Source organism: Bilophila sp. T19-St14, assembly GCF_059728385.1.
Genome location: NZ_BAAGFT010000001.1, coordinates 1,428,012 through 1,444,338 on the forward strand (window position 1 = coordinate 1,428,012; position 16,327 = coordinate 1,444,338).

The 16,327-nt window shown below is 60.3% G+C and carries 14 protein-coding genes; 8 read left to right on the forward strand and 6 right to left on the reverse strand.

Translation table 11 applies throughout. The features are described from left to right. Positions 1-5: 5 nt before the first annotated feature. The 7 genes from pyrH (at position 6) to tsaB (ending at position 6,551) form a co-directional block, all read left to right on the forward strand. Positions 6-722 carry a UMP kinase gene (pyrH, locus tag AC6I1V_RS06250; RefSeq protein WP_302552759.1) on the forward strand — a complete coding sequence of 239 codons (717 nt, stop codon included), beginning with the start codon at positions 6-8 and terminating at the stop codon, positions 720-722. A gap of 5 nt (positions 723-727) precedes the next feature. Further along, entirely contained in the window at positions 728-1,288 is a 561-nt protein-coding gene (gene frr, locus AC6I1V_RS06255) for a ribosome recycling factor (protein WP_302552758.1), read from the forward strand. Between the two features lie 383 nt (positions 1,289-1,671). Beyond that, positions 1,672-2,406, forward strand: coding sequence for a polyprenyl diphosphate synthase (uppS, locus tag AC6I1V_RS06260; RefSeq protein ID WP_337430370.1), 735 nt, complete (start codon positions 1,672-1,674; stop codon positions 2,404-2,406). After that, a complete protein-coding gene (locus tag AC6I1V_RS06265; protein ID WP_302552756.1) occupies positions 2,403-3,209 on the forward strand; it encodes a phosphatidate cytidylyltransferase in 807 nt (268 codons plus the stop codon). The genes uppS and AC6I1V_RS06265 overlap by 4 nt, the downstream gene beginning before the upstream one ends. A 217-nt stretch (positions 3,210-3,426) precedes the next feature. Then, on the forward strand, positions 3,427-4,635 hold the full coding sequence (gene dxr / locus AC6I1V_RS06270) for a 1-deoxy-D-xylulose-5-phosphate reductoisomerase (RefSeq protein WP_486850753.1): 1,209 nt from the start codon (positions 3,427-3,429) through the stop codon (positions 4,633-4,635). Then, positions 4,636-5,757, forward strand: a complete 1,122-nt coding sequence (gene rseP / locus AC6I1V_RS06275; RefSeq protein WP_486853853.1) for an RIP metalloprotease RseP — start codon at positions 4,636-4,638, stop codon at positions 5,755-5,757. Further along, complete coding sequence (gene tsaB / locus AC6I1V_RS06280) at positions 5,754-6,551, forward strand: tRNA (adenosine(37)-N6)-threonylcarbamoyltransferase complex dimerization subunit type 1 TsaB (protein ID WP_486853852.1); 798 nt, start codon at positions 5,754-5,756, stop codon at positions 6,549-6,551. The genes rseP and tsaB overlap by 4 nt, the downstream gene beginning before the upstream one ends. Before the next feature lie 818 nt (positions 6,552-7,369). On the opposite strand, the gene ahbA is transcribed toward tsaB, so the two are convergent. The 4 genes from ahbA to ahbC form a co-directional block, all read right to left on the reverse strand. Then, positions 7,370-7,834: a siroheme decarboxylase subunit alpha gene (ahbA, locus tag AC6I1V_RS06285; protein ID WP_486853851.1), complete on the reverse strand. Its 465-nt coding sequence runs from the start codon at positions 7,832-7,834 to the stop codon at positions 7,370-7,372. Further along, positions 7,831-9,012, reverse strand: coding sequence for a heme b synthase (ahbD, locus tag AC6I1V_RS06290; RefSeq protein WP_486853850.1), 1,182 nt, complete (start codon positions 9,010-9,012; stop codon positions 7,831-7,833). Before ahbD ends, ahbA begins: the two co-directional genes overlap by 4 nt. After that, the gene (gene hemB / locus AC6I1V_RS06295) at positions 9,012-10,004 is read right to left on the reverse strand and encodes a porphobilinogen synthase (RefSeq protein ID WP_308770825.1); all 993 of its coding nucleotides are present in this window, start codon (positions 10,002-10,004) and stop codon (positions 9,012-9,014) included. Before hemB ends, ahbD begins: the two co-directional genes overlap by 1 nt. Positions 10,005-10,151: 147 nt before the next feature. Further along, positions 10,152-11,339 (reverse strand): 12,18-didecarboxysiroheme deacetylase, encoded by a 1,188-nt coding sequence (ahbC, locus tag AC6I1V_RS06300; protein ID WP_308770824.1) that lies wholly within the window; start codon positions 11,337-11,339, stop codon positions 10,152-10,154. Positions 11,340-12,458: 1,119 nt separating this feature from the next. Here ahbC and AC6I1V_RS06305 point away from each other — a divergent pair. Continuing rightward, positions 12,459-12,947: a GNAT family N-acetyltransferase gene (locus AC6I1V_RS06305; protein WP_486853849.1), complete on the forward strand. Its 489-nt coding sequence runs from the start codon at positions 12,459-12,461 to the stop codon at positions 12,945-12,947. 498 nt (positions 12,948-13,445) lie between these two features. On the opposite strand, the gene AC6I1V_RS06310 is transcribed toward AC6I1V_RS06305, so the two are convergent. Continuing rightward, entirely contained in the window at positions 13,446-14,516 is a 1,071-nt protein-coding gene (locus AC6I1V_RS06310; RefSeq protein WP_302552747.1) for a tRNA-specific 2-thiouridylase, read from the reverse strand. Between the two features lie 507 nt (positions 14,517-15,023). After that, a complete protein-coding gene (locus AC6I1V_RS06315; RefSeq protein WP_308770822.1) occupies positions 15,024-16,304 on the reverse strand; it encodes an adenylosuccinate synthase in 1,281 nt (426 codons plus the stop codon). Positions 16,305-16,327 lie beyond the last annotated feature (23 nt).

A 16,327-nucleotide genomic window follows, 5' to 3' on the forward strand; every position in this document is an offset into this window, starting at 1 on the left:
AGGACATGGCCGAACTCAAATACAAGCGCGTACTGCTCAAGCTCAGCGGCGAGGCGCTCGCCGGGGAAAAACAGATAGGTATTGACCCCCATACGGTTTCAAAGATATGTGCAGAAATAGCCGATGTGGTGGATATGGGGCTTGAGGTCGCGCTGGTCATCGGCGGCGGCAACATTTTCCGCGGGCTGTCCGCGTCCGCCGAGGGCATGGAGCGTTCCTCCGCGGACTACATGGGGATGCTCGCCACCGTGCTGAACGCGCTTGCCGTGCAGGACGCGCTGGAAAAGGCCGGCCATCCCACCCGCGTGCTTTCGGCCATCGCCATGCAGGAAGTTTGTGAGCCCTATGTCCGCCGCCGCGCCATGCGGCATCTGGAAAAGGGCCGTGTGATCATCTGCGCCGCCGGGACGGGCAACCCGTACTTCACCACGGATACCGCGGCGGCCCTGCGCGGCATGGAACTCAAGTGCGACGCCATCATCAAGGCCACCAAGGTCGACGGCGTTTATGACAAGGACCCCATGAAGCACGACGACGCCGTGATGTTCAAGCACCTCAGCTATGAGGAAACCCTGCGGCGGCACCTCAAGGTCATGGATTCCACGGCCATCACGCTGGCCCAGGAAAACCAGGTCCCGATCATCGTGTGCAACATGTTCAACGGCAGCATCAAAAAGGTGGTCATGGGCGAAAACCCCGGCACCACCGTCGAAGGAGATTAAGCGTTATGGATAAAGAAAGCGTCTTGCTGGATTCCGAAGATCGCATGGACAAGGCCCTCGGCGCGCTGGATCGCGAATTCAGCCGCCTCCGCACCGGCCGTGCCTCCACCGGCCTTGTGGACAACATCAAGGTGGATTACTACGGCACGCCCACGCCCATCAGCCAGCTCGCGTCCGTCGCCATCCCGGATAGCCGCACCATCACCATCCAGCCGTGGGATCGCGGCGCGTTCGCCGGCGTGGAAAAGGCCATCCTCAAGTCCGACCTTGGCCTGACCCCCGTGAACGACGGCAAGATCATCCGCATCTCCATCCCGCCGTTGACCGAGGAACGCCGCAAGGAACTCGGCAAGCTCGCCCGCAAGTCCGGCGAGGAAGCCAAGGTCGCCGTCCGCAACGTCCGCCGCGACGCCAACGATCAGCTCAAGAAGCTGGAAAAGGACAAGGCCATCTCCGAGGACGAACTCAAGAAGGCCACCGATGACGTCCAGAAGCTGACGGACAAGTACGTCGCCAAAGTCGATGAAAAGTGCGCCGCCAAGGAAAAGGAAATCATGGATCTGTAAGAGGCGGAACCGGGAAGGGGGGAGAGGCCGCGCCAACAACCTGCCCTCTTCCCTTCCCGGCCCTCGCCTCCCGTCCTTTTGAAACTTTCGGCTGATGGGGGCGGCATATTGCTTCTCCCCAAAGACAGGGAACGCCCCGCCTGAGGCGGATGGCCCCTTGAGCGGGCGGCTCTTGAAACGGGCATTCTCCGGGTGACATTCTCCGGGGGTATTCCGCCGGGGTTATCTCGCCTGGGTGCGCCGTTTCCGGCGGAATCCCCGCCGCGCCATGCCGGGGTGCCGCGCTGCCAGTGCAAAGGGGCCTCCACATGCCCGCTGAATGAGTGGAGGAAGCCCCTCCCTCCGGCCTTTTTACGTTGTTACGCTGAGGTTGCCTGACGTCCATGTCCGAACCTTCCCCGCTTCCGATTCCCGCCGCCTCGCTCCCGGCCCATATTGCCATCATCATGGACGGCAACGGCCGCTGGGCGCAGGCGCGCGGCCTGTCCCGCAGCGAAGGCCATAAGGCCGGCGTCCGCGCCGCCAAAGCCATTGTGACCGAGTGCCGCACGCTCGGCATCCGCCACTTGACGCTCTACACCTTCTCTCAGGAAAACTGGGGCCGCCCCAAGGATGAGGTCAGCCTGCTCTTCCAGCTGCTGGTCAACTTCCTTGGCGAAGAGCTTCCCTCCATGGAGCGCAACGGCATCAGCCTGCGCGTGTTCGGGGATCTCGACGGCCTGCCGCTTCCCGCCCGCACAGCCCTGCGCCATGCCATGAGCCGCACGGCGAAGTGTTCCGACATGATCGTCAACCTCGCCCTCAACTATTCGGGGCGGGAGGAAATCCTTCGGGCCGCGCGCCTGCTCATGCGGCAGGGCTTCAAGCCGGAAGCGGTGACCGAGGACGCATTCCGTTCGTGCCTGTATTCCGCCGGGCAGCCGGATCCCGATCTCATCATCCGCACCAGCGGGGAGCAGCGCATCAGCAATTACCTGACCTTTCAGAGCGCCTACAGCGAACTCTATTTCACATCCACCTATTGGCCCGACTTCACGCCCGAAGCCCTGCGCAAGGCTCTCGTCGAATATGCGGGCCGCAATCGCCGTTTTGGGCTGACGCAGGAGCAGATTCAATGATCATCGCCTCAAAACATTTTCCGAGGATCGCCACCGGCGCGGTGCTTGTGGGCGTCCTTGGAACCGCCCTCTACCTTTCCGGGCCGTACCTTTTCGGCCTGTTGCTCCTGTTCACGCTGGTCGGCCTGTGGGAATTCTACACCATGTTCTGGCCGCTCAAGGCCAACATCGGCGGGCGCATCCTCGGCCTTGCGCTCGGCGGCCTGCTCATCACCGCCGCATGGATGCGCCCCGAAATGGTCGTCATGGCCCTCGCCTTGTCCACGCTCATCCTCGCCTGCATGTTCCTGTTCTGCTGGGCGCATGACGAGAAATACCGCTTCACGCGGGTGGCGGTGCTCGCCGGGGGGCTGCTGTACGTCCCCATGCTGATCATGCCCGCCCTGAATTTCTCCATCCACGAGCAACTGCTGCTCATCTGCACGGCGGCGGGCTCGGACACGGTGGCCTATTTCTTCGGCATGCGCTTCGGCAAGCACAAAATCTGGCCCAAGGTCAGCCCCAAGAAGAGCGTTGAAGGCAGCGCCGCCGGGCTTGCCGCCAGCGTGGCCGTGGCGGTATGCTTTGGCCTCGCATTCGGCGTGCCCACGGCCGGCGTCGGCGACTACGCCCTGCTCGGCCTTGTGCTCGGCGTCATGGCCCAGCTTGGGGACTTCTTTGAATCGGCGCTCAAGCGTTCCCGCTCGGTCAAGGATTCGGGCAGCGTCCTGCCCGGACACGGCGGCGTCCTCGACCGTGTGGACAGCCTGCTGTTCGTGATCCCGACCTACGAGTGCGCCAAGGCCCTTGTGACATTTTTCTGATCGGCGGCTTCTGCAGTGCCGGAAGCTTGAGGAAGGGAGGAAAAGCTATTTCCGCTCCCTTCCTCAAGCCTGACGGCACGGAGCCCAGCCCCTGCAAAAGGCTTTTGCGGCCCTGTCCGCAGGGGCAGGGAAATACCAGACGTCTCGGCACGCACCGCCGCCGAAACGCCAATACCGGGGAAGTTTCAGGACTTCCCTTTTTCGCACTGGGAAACGCATGCTCCGCTATATAACAGAACTTCCTTCGTCCGAGTGGGAAAACGCCTTTCCCCGCCCCGTCGCCCTCTTGGGCAGCACGGGCTCCATCGGCGTCAACACGCTGCGCGTCATCGAAAAACACCCGGATCTGTTCAATGTCGTCGCATTGGCTGGAGGCCGCAACGTCGAACGCCTGATCGGGCAGGCCCTCCGCTGGCGTCCCCCGTATCTGGGGATCCAGACCGAAGAGGGGCGCAAAGCCCTGCTTGCCGCGCTTCCATCCGGCTATGAACCGGAAATCCTCGTGGGCCCGCAAGGGTACGCGGAACTGGCCTCCCTGCCCGAAGCCTCCACGGTTCTTTCCGCGCAGATGGGCGCAGCCGGGCTGCGGGCTACGATGGCCGCCGCCGAAGCGGGCAAGGTCATCTGCCTCGCCAACAAGGAATCCCTCGTGCTCGCCGGGGGGATGCTCCGGGAAACCTGCGCGCGCACGGGGGCGGTCATCCTCCCCGTGGACTCCGAGCACAACGCCGTGTTTCAGGGCCTGCGGGGGCGCAACCCCGAAACGGTCAGGCGGATCATCCTCACGGCGTCAGGAGGCCCTTTCCGCGGCAAAAAACGGGACTTCCTCGCCACGGTGACGCCCGCGCAGGCGCTCAGGCACCCCAACTGGAGCATGGGCGCGAAAATCACCATCGACTCGGCTTCAATGATGAACAAAGGGCTGGAGATCATCGAGGCCCATCACCTCTACGGCCTGCCGCTGGAACGCATCGGCGTACTGGTACACCCGCAGTCGCTGGTACATTCGCTGGTGGAATTTGAAGACGGCTCCCTCATGGCGCAGGCGGGAACCCCGGACATGCGCATGCCCATCGCCTACTGCCTCGCATGGCCGCTCTGTCTTGATGCGGGCGTTCCGCCTCTGGATCTTGCCCGTTCAGGCGCCTTGACCTTCGAGGAGCCGGACTTACATTCCTTTCCGTGCCTTGAACTCGCCTGCCGGACCATCGGCAAAGGTTCCGCCCTGCCCGTCGTGCTCAACGCGGCCAACGAAGTTGCGGTCGAGGCTTTTTTGTCCGGGCGCATCGGCTTCATGGACATCCCCGACATCATCGGCCGGGCTCTGGACGAGTGCTCGGCCCCCGATCCGGCTTCGCTCGAAGCCATCGAAACCCTTGACCACGAAACCCGGCTCCGCGCCGGCCTGTGGATAGAGAAGGTATAAATGGACTTTCTGCTCAACGTACTCTCGCACTGGGAAAGCGCCCTCGCCGTGCTGCTTGTCCTTGGCGGCCTTATCTTTTTCCATGAACTCGGACACTTCGCCGTCGCCCGCCTGTTCCGTATCGGCGTGCGCACCTTCTCGCTGGGGTTCGGGCCCAAGCTCCTGAAGATCCGGCGCGGCAAAACCGATTATTGCCTCTCCCTGATCCCCCTCGGCGGCTATGTGGCCCTTGCCGGGGAAGAGGATGAGGCCGAACAGCCCGATCCCAAAGGCAAAGAAATCGACGGCGTATTGTTCGCCCCCGAAGAATTGTACTCCGGCCGCCCCGCGTGGCACCGCCTTCTGGTCGTTCTGGCCGGCCCGGTCGCCAACTTCGTGCTGGCGCTGATCATCTACTGCGGCATCGCATGGGCGCAGGGCCAGACCTACCTGCTTCCCGAAGTCGGGGCCGTCTCGCCGGGGACTCCCGCCGCAGCAGCCGGCATCCAGCCCGGTGACCGTGTGCTGTCCATCGACGGCAAGCCCATCGAAAACTGGAACGCCGTTGCGGAAGGCATTGGGGCCGGGAACGGCAGCCCGGTAACCATCGTATTGTCCCGCAGCGGTTCGGAAATCACGTTGACCCTCACCCCCGAAGCCAAAACCCGCGCCAATATCTTCGGCGAAGAGAAACCCGCGTGGCTCATCGGCATTCAGGCATCCACCGCGACAGGCCACCTGCCCCTCGGCCCCGTCGAAGCCATCGGAGCCGGATTCAGGCAGACGTGGGACATGATCGCCTTCACCTGCGAGAGCTTCGTCAAACTCGCGCAGCGCGTGGTTCCGCTGGACAACGTGGGCGGCCCCATCCTCATCGCCCAGATGGTCGGCCAGCAGGCCGAACAGGGCCTTTCCGCCGTACTGCTGCTCGCGGCGCTCATCAGCGTCAACCTCGGCATCCTCAACCTGCTGCCCATCCCGATCCTCGACGGCGGGCACATCGTCTTCTTTACGCTTGAGATGATCATGGGGCGGCCCGTCAGCGCCACGGCGCGCGAATGGTCCGCGAAGGTGGGCATGGCGCTGCTGCTTGGGCTGATGATCCTCGCCACATGGAATGATTTGACAAGGCTGTTCTCATGAATACCACGCTGATCATGAACGCCTCCGAGGGCCGCATCCAGTTTGTGCTGGAGCAGGAAGCCTCCCTCGTGTGCGCGCAGGAATGGAGCGCCCCCTCCAAGGGAACCGAACTGCTGACGCCCGCACTGGCGGACGCCTTCCAGCGCCTCGGCATCATGCCGTCGGACATCTCCCGCATCGCCTGCGTAGCCGGGCCGGGGAGCTTTACCGGCCTCCGGCTTGCACTGACGACAGCCGCCGCCTTCCGCCGGGCTACCGGGGCCGCCGTTGCGCCGCTCAATGCGCTCCAAGCCCTCGCCGCCTCCGTGCCTTTCGGCCTTCTCTTTCCCGTCCGCGAAACGCGCATCCGCGTGATCACCCACGCCCGGCGCGGCCTCGTGCACGGGCAGGATTTTCTGTGCTCCCCCGGTTCCACCCTGCCCTCCCCCGTGGGCGAACCCGCCATGTGGGAAATCCCGGCGGCCTGCGGCGGGGAGCGCCCCGACTTCATGCTCGGCAGCGGCGTAGCCCGCAACCTGCCTCAGCTTCAAGAACTCTTCGGCGATCCCGCGCCGCTCCTTCTGCCCGCCCTCGTCCATCCCACGGCGCAGGCCCTGCTCGATCTGGCTCTCGCCCTACCCGACGAAGCATGGGGGCACAAGGATCTTGATCCGCTTTATCTCCGCCCCTGCGACGCCGTAGACAACCTCGCCTCCATCGCCGCCAAGCGCGGGCAGGCCCCTGAAGAAGCCTATGCCCAGCTCGACAGGCTTCTGAGCCCCTCCGCCGAGGAAGTCGTGCGGGGAAGCAGATGACGATTGGGAGGGGCGGGGAACCCCTTCTGGAGAAGGGTTCTCCCCGCCCCTCCCAAACCCTCCCCACCCCTTCCCAAGACTTTCAACTGGTGGGGAGGCTGCGCGGCGGAAGTTCCTATCGGGCAATGGGGTGGGATAAAAAAAGCTCTGTTATAGTATGTGGTTGTTTCATCTCCACAGTGAGGTGAAAATACAGCCTTTTTCTCCGGTTTTCCCCTTGGCGGGAGCCACGGATAAGGCATTTTGCCGGTTATCCCTTTGGAGCTTTAAGGAAAAGGCTGTGTCATAGAAAACGGTTGATGCTTTATTTCTTGAAACTCCAAAGAAGCAATCAGTAACATCCCTAAAATCATAAAGTCCGCCAGCGAAAAAATTGGAAAAAAGTATGTATTTTTCAGAATATTGCTGAGATGAAACAACCAGCTACTATGACAGAGCCAAGGAAAAAAGCATCAACCGTTTTCTATGGCTCTGTCATAGTGCCTGGTTGTTTCGTCTACACAGCACAGTGAAAATACAGCTTTTTCCGGTTTTTCCCTTGGCGGAATCTATGGCTGAGACATTTTGTTGGTTATTCCTTTGGAATTTCAAGGAAAAAAGCATTAACCATTTTCTATGACAGAGCCTTTTCTATAACACAGCCAAGACAAAGGAACGGCTTGCCGGAGAAAATCAGCAAGCCGTTTTTGTATTCCGTAAAACCGTGATGAAGGATTCGATAAGGTCAAAAGTCTTTGAAGAGGGAGGGAAGGGGGTACGGGGGAAGGGAGGGGGAAACTTTCTCCAGAAAGTTTCCCCCTCCCTTCCCCCGATTCGTCTTAGCCCTCCATCTGAAAATCAACGCGGATCTTGTACAGCTTCGTGGCGGGCAGGTTCAGGATCGGAATGCCCGTCTTGGCGGTAATGTCGTCAAGCATGGCGCACACGGCCTCCCACGAGGGGCCGATTGCGGAAAACCAGACGTTATAGGCATGGCGGCGCAGATAGTTGTGCGTCACGCCCACATGCCGGTTCACTTCGGCGATAAAGGCGTCCATCTTGTCCGCCGGAACCTTGGCCGCGCACAGCGTGGAGCGGAAGCCGAGCTTGGCTGACTGGAAATTGGCCCCCAGACGCCGGATGATCCGGGACTTGCGCAGGGTGTTCACGCGATCAAGCGCTTCCTGCTCCGTGATGCCGAGGCGCTCCGCAATGATGGCGTAAGGCCGTGGCTCCAGCGGGAAATCCGTCTGGATGATGTCCAGGATACGCTTGTCCATCGTGTCGAGAGTCACTTCCGTCATTCCGCCTCCTTCGCTTTGCGGGGCTGGTACGTGCACAAGGGCTCCTCGCCCATGTAGTCGCCGTCCATGCTCCACGCGCGGGCGCGGCAGCCGCCGCACACCTTATGGAACTCGCAGATCCCGCACTTGCCCTTGTACTCGGACTGATCGCGGAACTGGAGGAACGGCTTGGACTTGCGCCAGATTTCCGGGAACGGCGTCGTGCGGACGTTGCCGCAGTCGAGCGTCAGATACCCGCACGGCTGAACCTGCCCCACATGGCTGATGAAACAGAACCCCGTGCCGCCGAGACAGCCGCGCGTCATGGCGTCCATGCCGAACGTGGCGGGCGTTACGGAGACGCCCTCCTCACGGGCGCGCTGGCGCATGATGCGGTAGTAGTGCGGTGCGCAGGTGGCCTTGAGGTGCATGGAGGTCGTCTTGCGGAAGTCATAGAACCAGTGCAGCACGTCCTCGTATTCCTGCGCCGTGATCACCTGATCCGCAAGCTCGGCGGCCCGGCCCATCGGCACCAGCAGGAAGATATGCCACGCCGCCGCGCCGATGCGCTCGCAGAGTTCAAATATCTTCTTGAAATCATGCAGGTTATCACGAGTGACCGTGGTATTGATCTGAAACTCCACGCCCGCGGCCTTGAGATGCTCAATGCCGCGCATGGTGGCGTCGAACGCGCCGGGCACACAACGGAACGCATCGTGTTTCTCGGCGTTGTAGCCGTCGATGGAGATCGAACAGCGCTGCACGCCCGCTTCCTTGATCTTGCGGGCGGCTTCCGGCGTGATGAGCGTCCCGTTGGGGGACATCACGCAGCGCAGGCCCTTGGAACCGGCATAGGCGATCAGCTCGTAGACATCGGGGCGGATCATGGGATCGCCGCCGGTAAAGATGATGATCGGGTTGCCCACGTTCGGGAAGGTATCGATCAGCGCCTTGGCTTCTTCCGTGGACAGCTCGCCCGGATAGGGTTCCGGGTGCGCCTCGGCCCGGCAGTGTTTACAGGCAAGGTTGCAGGAGCGGGTCACTTCCCACGCGATAAGGCGGCACAACGGGGAACCGTCCTCAAGCGTGCGCGGGCCGGCGGGCATACCGCCCGGATGCCCGGTGCGGCCGCCGGGATGCCCGATGCCGGGCTGGGACTCTTCCCGCCCCATGCCGCATGGCGGCTCATGGCAATTCATCAGCGCACCCATCCTTTCTTGAGGGCCTCTTCCGCATAGTAGGTCAGGATGAGCTTGGCCCCGGCACGGCGGATGCCGAGCAGCGCTTCCAGAACAACCTTCTCTTCATCGATCCAGCCGTTGATGGCGGCGGCCTTGATCATGGCGTATTCGCCGCTCACCTGATAGGCGGCGACCGGCACGTCAAAGTTGTCGCGCACCATGCGGATGACGTCCAGATAGGGGCCTGCGGGCTTTACCATGACGATGTCCGCGCCCTCGTCGATGTCGGCGGCGGCTTCGCGCAAGCCTTCCATCGCGTTGGCGGGGTCCATCTGATAGGTCTTGCGGTCGCCGTGATGCGGGGCGGATTCCGCCGCGTCACGGAACGGGCCGTAGAACGCGGAGGCATATTTCACAGCATAGGACATGATCGGCGTATTCACATACCCGGCCTTGTCCAGCGTTTCGCGGATAGCCAGGATGCGCCCGTCCATCATGTCGGAAGGCGCCACCATGTCCGCACCGGCCTCGACATGGCTGAGGGCGGTCTTGGCAAGCAGTTCCAGCGTGGGATCGTTCACCACTTCGCCGCAGGTGTCGCCTTCCTTCAGGATGCCGCAATGCCCGTGCGAGGTGTATTCGCACAGGCACACGTCGGTCACGACCTGTAGGGAGGGCCACTTCGCCTTGAGCATGCGGATGGCGCGCTGCACGATGCCGTTCGAGGCATAGGCTTCGCTGGCGATGGCGTCCTTGTGCTTGGGGATGCCGAACAGCATGAGCGAACGCAGCCCCGCGTCCACGGCTTCGCCCACGGCCTTTTCAAGCTGTTTAAGGGAAAGCTGGTACTGGCCCGGCATGGACGGGATTTCCTTCTTGAAATCCTCATCCGTAGTATCCACCACAAAATACAGCATCATAAGGTCAGCGGCGGACAGTTGCGTCTCACGCACCATTTCACGGATCACGGGATTGCGGCGCAGACGGCGCCCACGATAAAATTCGTTCATAACACATTGTCCTTTTTATGATAACAGGCAAGAACACCGCTGTTCCCGCCTCCAGAGAGCCACCGCTTCCCATCCTTGCGGCCCACCCCGCCCTCCAAACATTCCGCAAAAGCGCGGGGAAAGCCAACCTCTCCCCGCGCCCATCCCTTATTCAGGGCGGCGGATTTCGTCGTCGGTCAGGTAACAGGCGGGATCCTGCGCCCATTCGTCGCCGTAATAGGCTTCGGCGCGGGCGCGGAAGTTGCCGCCGCAGATGTTCAGGAAGCGGCAGGAGGCACAGCGCCCCTTCACATGGGCCTTCTTGTTCTTCATCTTGTGGAGCAGTTCGATCTTCGGATCGTCCCAGATTTCGGAGAACGGGCGTTCAAGCACATTGCCGAAGGTATGGTTGCGCCAGAACTGGTCGGCATGGACTTTGCCGTCCCACGAGATACAGCCGATGCCGCGCCCGGAGCTGTTGCCCTCGTTGTACTGGAGAAGCTGGAACACTTCCTCGGCGCGCTTGGGATCTTCCTTCAGCATACGCATCCAGACATAGGGGCCGTCGGCGTGATTGTCCACGGTGAGGACTTCCTTCGGCATCCCGGCATCGAACAGGGCGCGGGTTTCGTCCATGATCAGATCGACCACGGAACGGGTTTCCGCGTGGTTGAGGTCTTCCTTGATCATTTCGGAACCGCGACCGGAGTAGACGAGGTGGTAGAAGCAGATGCGCGGCACTTCAAGCTCGCGCAGCAGCTTGAAGACCTTCGGGATTTCAACCACATTGCGCTTGTTGATGGTGAAGCGCAGGCCGACCTTGAGGCCCTCGGCCTTACAGTTTTCAAGGCCTTCAATCGCCTTTTTGAAGGAGTTCGGCACGCCGCGGAACTTGTCGTGGATTTCTTCGGCGCCGTCCAGCGAGATGCCCACATAGGACAGGTTGATCGCCTTGAGTTCGCGGGCCTTTTCCTTGGTGATCAGGGTGCCGTTGGTCGAAATGACCGCACGCATCCCCTTTTCGGTAGCGTAGCTGGCGAGTTCCGGCAGATCCTGACGCACCAGCGGCTCGCCGCCGGAGAACAGCATGACCGGGGCGCCGTATGCGGCGAGATCGGAGATGATGGCCTTGCCCTGTTCCGTGGAGATTTCATCCTTGCCGTCAGGATCGACGGCCTGAGCGTAACAGTGCACGCACTTGAGGTTGCAGCGGCGGGTCATGTTCCAGACCACCACCGGCTTCTTGTCTTCGGAGAACTGAAGCAGGTGGGAAGGGAGCTGGCTGGAATGCCGACCGTAACGCAGAGCGTCGGAAGGCTCCACCTGCCCGCAGTACAATTTGGAAATGCCGATCATGAGGACTCCTTGAGATAGTTCGCAAAAATCGTCTAGAAAGAAACGCCCCCCGCGGGGGGTGTCTGTCAGCCTTTCGTATCGCGCCATGCGTGATCCACACGCCACAGTACGCGGTAATGCAAAGAAATACTATTGCTCGCCATATGGGTCAAGGGCCGAGAGCTTCATGCCCTCAAAGGAAATGACGCCATAACAACTTTAAACAACAGATGAAATATTTCAAAAAACATCAGATGAGCGAATATCTCCAAGGGCCTTGTCAGGAAAAGGCGCGCACTGGAAAAGGGATAAACTGAAGACCGGGAGGGGAAACCTTTATGGAAGGCTGTGTCATAGAAAACGGTTAATGCTTTATTTCCTTGAAATTCCAAAGAAATAACCAAGAAAATCCCCCAACCACAGAGCCCACCAGCGGAAAATTTGGAGAAAAAGCACATATTTTCAGTATATTGCTAAAACAAAACAACCAAATACTATGACACAGCCTTATGGAAAAGGCCCCCATGTTCCCCCTCCGCTTCCTTTTAAAGACTTTTGGCCTTATCGCCTCCCTGTCCATCCCTTACCCTGCACCGGGGCCCTGCCCAACCCGCGTACAAACACATGGAGGCAATACCCGTCCGGTCAGCGAAAGGCGGGATGCACCGCCCCCGCACATAAACGCATGGGGGGACTGCCCTTCACTGTGCGCTGGGGTTCCACCAAGCGCGAACAGTTCTTGCTCATGGAAAGGCCGTGTTATAGAAAATGGTTGACGCTTTTTTCCTTGAAGTTCCAAAGGGATAACCGGAAAAAACGCCTTGGCCGCAGATCCCGCCAAGGGGAAAACCGGAAAAAGGCCTGTATTTTCCACCGCGCTGTGGAGATGAAACAACCAGATACTATAAGCCTATGAAAAAGGAACCTTCTGACTCCGCGCCGGGGCCCTCCCGACGGCGCTGATGTCCGCAGGGCATCTCTTTGCCCCTCACTCCGCACCGGGCTCTACCAAGCACAACCGGCTATTGCTCATGGAAAAAGAGCCATCTGATCCTGTACCGGGGCTCTACGCTGGACAACCCTGCACAGGATAGGGGAAAGTTTCCTGAAAGATTGACGCATATGACGGAGAATACCGCTATGGAATACGGACAAGTCGTTTGCCTGAGGGAGCAGCCTTCCCTTTTGGAGAAAGCCGCCTGCTGGTTCAGCGACAAATGGGGAATCCCCACCCCAGCCTATCATGAGAGCATGTCAGGCTGCATCAGCCGCAAAACGGAAATACCGCAATGGTATATCATCCTGAATGAAGAAGGGGACATCATCGCCGGGGCGGGCGTCATAGAGAACGACTTCCATGACCGGAAAGACTTGACGCCAAACCTGTGCGCCCTTTTTGTCGAAGAAGCCTATCGCGGCAGGGGCATCGCGAAAGCCATTCTGGGCTTTGTCCGCAGCGATCTCAAAAAAAGAGGGATTTTCAAGCTGTATCTGGTGACGGAGCACACGGCGTTTTATGAAAAATGCGGGTGGGAATTTCTGACAATGGCCATCGGCGATGACCGGGTTCCCATGCGCCTGTATGCCGCAACAAGCGAAGCTCCCCCGCTTGAAGCCGATAAGGGCTGAACTGCGGCAACGGGCTTACAGCGCGGCTGCCGCTTCACCCCGCGCCGACCGAAAACATTGGAAGGCGGAAAAGGGGCATGGGAGGGAAAAGCCCCCCAGGGCTTCCTCCCCTTCCCCATCCTTGATTCCTTCAAGGCCGGGCCAAAGGAAAAGGCCGACACTTTATTTCTTGGCTGTGTCATAGAAAACGGTTGATGCTTTATTTCCTTGAAATTCCAAAGAAATAAACAAGAAAATCCCCCAACCGCAAAGCCCACCAGCGGAAATCCAAGAAAAAAGCATATATTTTCAGTATATTGCTGAAACAAAAAAACAACCATGTACTATGACAGAGCCTATTTCTTGAGGTTACCCCCAAAAAAGCCTCAAGAGATGCCCAAAATACGCTTCAGCTATGGAACCCGCCAACGGAACACAGGAGAAAAAGCTGTATGTTACTCTACTCCGTAGAGAGGAAACAGCCACATCCATCCCGTGACAGGGCCTTCTTCAACAGCCCTACCGTTCCTTGCAGATGATCCCCCCGGCGAGCACATGCCCGTGTTCGTCGAAAACGGCGGCAAGCTGACCGGGGGCGGAGGGGAGCTGCGGCTGATGGAACCGGATAAGCATCCGGGCCGTGGCGTCCATGCCGCTCTCGCCGCCGCCAACAAGCCGGACGTCCGCCGGAACCGCCTTTTGGCGGTACCGGGTGCGTACCCGCAGTTCGTGAGGCCAGAGCTCCGGGGGGACAAGGAAATTCAATTCGCCGGCCGCGCACGCGTTGACGGGAAGCTCGCCGGCCGTCCCAAGCAGCAGCGCGTTGCGGGAACGATCCTTGCCGATGACGTACAGCGGTTCCGTCCACGATACGCCAAGCCCGCGGCGCTGCCCCTCGGTATACTGCCAGAGGCCGCCGTGCCTGCCCACGACGTGCCCGTCGAGCAGAACCATCGGCCCCCCGGCGGGAAGGCGCACGCCGATCCCCTTGAGAAAGGCGCGGTAATCGTCGCCGGGCACGAAACAGATTTCCTGGCTCTCGCGGGGAAGCGGAACCGAAAGCCCCCATTCCGCAAGCGCGGCACGAACCTCGCTCTTACGGATGCGGGCAAGGGGAAACACCGCCTTTTTCAGGCGGCTCATGGGCGTCAGGGCAAGAAAATAGCTTTGATCCTTGGCCTCGTCCGCCCCCTGACGCAGCGCCATGCCATAACGGGGATGCTCGGCAAGGGAAACATAGTGCCCGGTCGCCAACCTGTCCGCGCCGAGCTTGCGGGCTTCATCCATCCACAACCCGAACTTCACCAGCGCGTTGCACCGGACGCACGGGTTGGGCGTTTCCCCGTGGGCGTACCCCTCCGCGAAAGGCCGGACGATCTGCCGGAAAAACGCCTCCTGCAAATCAAGGATATGCAAAGGCACACCCAAGGCTCGGCACGAAGCCTCAAGCCCCGGAACGGGATCATCCTCCGGCGGGGTGTCTTTCTGGAGGGCATGGAAGGCAATCACCTGTCCCGGATATTCGCGCTGCAGGGACGCCATCGCATACAGGCTGTCCGCCCCGCCGCTTACGGCTACGGCTATCGTCATAAAGAAATCCTTTTTGAAAAAGCTCTGTCATGGAATGTGGTTGTTTCATCTCCACAATATGGTGAAAAGAGGAGCTTTTCTCTCATTTTTCCGTTGACGGGCTCTACGGTTGGAGCAGTTTATCGGTTATTCCCTTGGAATTTTGAGAAATAAAGCATCAACCATTTTCTATGGCACAGCCTTTGAAAAATGAGCGCAAGGAAACGTCCCCCCCCAAAAAAGCGGGAACCGTTTTCCCCTCCCCATCTCCCAAGACTTTCACGGAAGAGTCAAATACATGAGGTACGTTTTCTATAAAGAAAAAGGAGGTTGCCGTCGAGCAACCTCCCCGCTGGAGCCATCCGCATTTTCAATGGAAATGGCGCCATGACACATCAAAACAACAACTGAACGCTTTCAAAAAGCATCAGAAAAAGGCTCCCTCCCCACTGGTCGAAAGCCTTTGGAAGAGGGGGCCGGGGAAGAAACCTTTCTTCAGAAAGGCTCCTCCCCCGTGCTTTTTCCCTTCTATCTGAAAATAGTCTGATTGCGGTCGGGGCCGACGGATACCATGCTGACCGGCACGCCGGAAAGCTGCTCAAGGCGCTGCACATAGGCGCGGGCGGCTTCGGGGAGCTCGTCCCACGTCTTGCACGCGGTGATGTCTTCCTTCCAGCCGGGCATGGATTCGTAAACCGGGGTCACGAGATCAAGCGCGCCCTGCTCCTGCGGAGGATAGTCCATGCGCTTGCCCTTGTAGTCATAGGCCACGCAGATCTGGATTGTATCGAACCCGGACAGCACGTCCAGCTTGGTCAGTGCGATGTCGGTGAGGCCGTTCAGACGGGCGCTCTCGCGCAGCACCGGAATGTCCTGCCAACCGCAGCGGCGCGGGCGGCCGGTGGTCACGCCGAATTCGCCCCCGTTGGTGCGGAGCAGCTCGCCGGTGGCATCATGGAGTTCCGTCGGGAACGGCCCCTCGCCCACGCGAGTGGTGTAGGCTTTGAGAATGCCGATGATGCGGTCGAGCTTGTCCGGGCCCACGCCGGAACCGGCGGCGGCGTTGCCGGATACGGTATTGGACGAGGTGACGAAGGGATACGTCCCGTGATCGATGTCCAGATGGATGCCCTGCGCGCCCTCGAAGAGCACGCTCTTGCCTTCGCCCCATGCCTGTTCAAGCTCGGAGGACACGTCCGTCAGATGCGGGATGATGCGCGGCGCGACGGCCATCACTTCATCGAACACGGCGTCAACAGACAAGGCTTCAACGCCGTACAGCGCCGTGAACAGGACGTTCTTTTCCTTGAGGGCGGCGGCGATCTTCGCTTTGAGCAGGCCGGGATCGGCCAGATCCGAGGCGCGCACCCCCACGCGGGCCACCTTGTCCTCATAGCAGGGGCCGATGCCGCGGCCGGTAGTCCCGATCTTCTGGCCCTTTTCGAGCTTGTTCTCGCGGGCCTTGTCCAGCAGCTTGTGGTACGGCATGATGAGGTGGGTCTTTGAACTGATCTTGAGGCGTTTCGGGGAAACGTCCACGCCCTGCCCGATGAGGGTATCGAGTTCTTCCACGAACACGACGGGATCAAGGACGACGCCGTTTCCGATCAGGCAGATCTTGCCTTCGTGCAGAATGCCCGAGGGAACAAGATGGAGCGCGGCTTTCTTGCCGTCCACAATGACGGTATGCCCCGCGTTGTTTCCGCCTTGAAAGCGGACCACGTAGTCGATTTCCTGAGCCAGAAGATCGACGAACTTGCCCTTTCCCTCGTCGCCCCACTGGACGCCGACGATCACCACATTGGACATGGGTTACTCCTTGATACCTGTAT

Excerpts from the sequence above, each read along its gene's own strand:
- pyrH (WP_302552759.1), top strand. The coding sequence starts at position 6 with ATGGCCGAACTCAAATACAAGCGCGTACTGCTCAAGCTCAGCGGCGAG.
- frr (WP_302552758.1), top strand. The coding sequence starts at position 728 with ATGGATAAAGAAAGCGTCTTGCTGGATTCCGAAGATCGCATGGACAAG.
- uppS (WP_337430370.1), top strand. The coding sequence starts at position 1,672 with ATGTCCGAACCTTCCCCGCTTCCGATTCCCGCCGCCTCGCTCCCGGCC.
- AC6I1V_RS06265 (WP_302552756.1), top strand. The coding sequence starts at position 2,403 with ATGATCATCGCCTCAAAACATTTTCCGAGGATCGCCACCGGCGCGGTG.
- dxr (WP_486850753.1), top strand. The coding sequence starts at position 3,427 with ATGCTCCGCTATATAACAGAACTTCCTTCGTCCGAGTGGGAAAACGCC.
- rseP (WP_486853853.1), top strand. The coding sequence starts at position 4,636 with ATGGACTTTCTGCTCAACGTACTCTCGCACTGGGAAAGCGCCCTCGCC.
- tsaB (WP_486853852.1), top strand. The coding sequence starts at position 5,754 with ATGAATACCACGCTGATCATGAACGCCTCCGAGGGCCGCATCCAGTTT.
- ahbA (WP_486853851.1), bottom strand. The coding sequence starts at position 7,834 with ATGACGGAAGTGACTCTCGACACGATGGACAAGCGTATCCTGGACATC.
- ahbD (WP_486853850.1), bottom strand. The coding sequence starts at position 9,012 with ATGAATTGCCATGAGCCGCCATGCGGCATGGGGCGGGAAGAGTCCCAG.
- hemB (WP_308770825.1), bottom strand. The coding sequence starts at position 10,004 with ATGAACGAATTTTATCGTGGGCGCCGTCTGCGCCGCAATCCCGTGATC.
- ahbC (WP_308770824.1), bottom strand. The coding sequence starts at position 11,339 with ATGATCGGCATTTCCAAATTGTACTGCGGGCAGGTGGAGCCTTCCGAC.
- AC6I1V_RS06305 (WP_486853849.1), top strand. The coding sequence starts at position 12,459 with ATGGAATACGGACAAGTCGTTTGCCTGAGGGAGCAGCCTTCCCTTTTG.
- AC6I1V_RS06310 (WP_302552747.1), bottom strand. The coding sequence starts at position 14,516 with ATGACGATAGCCGTAGCCGTAAGCGGCGGGGCGGACAGCCTGTATGCG.
- AC6I1V_RS06315 (WP_308770822.1), bottom strand. The coding sequence starts at position 16,304 with ATGTCCAATGTGGTGATCGTCGGCGTCCAGTGGGGCGACGAGGGAAAG.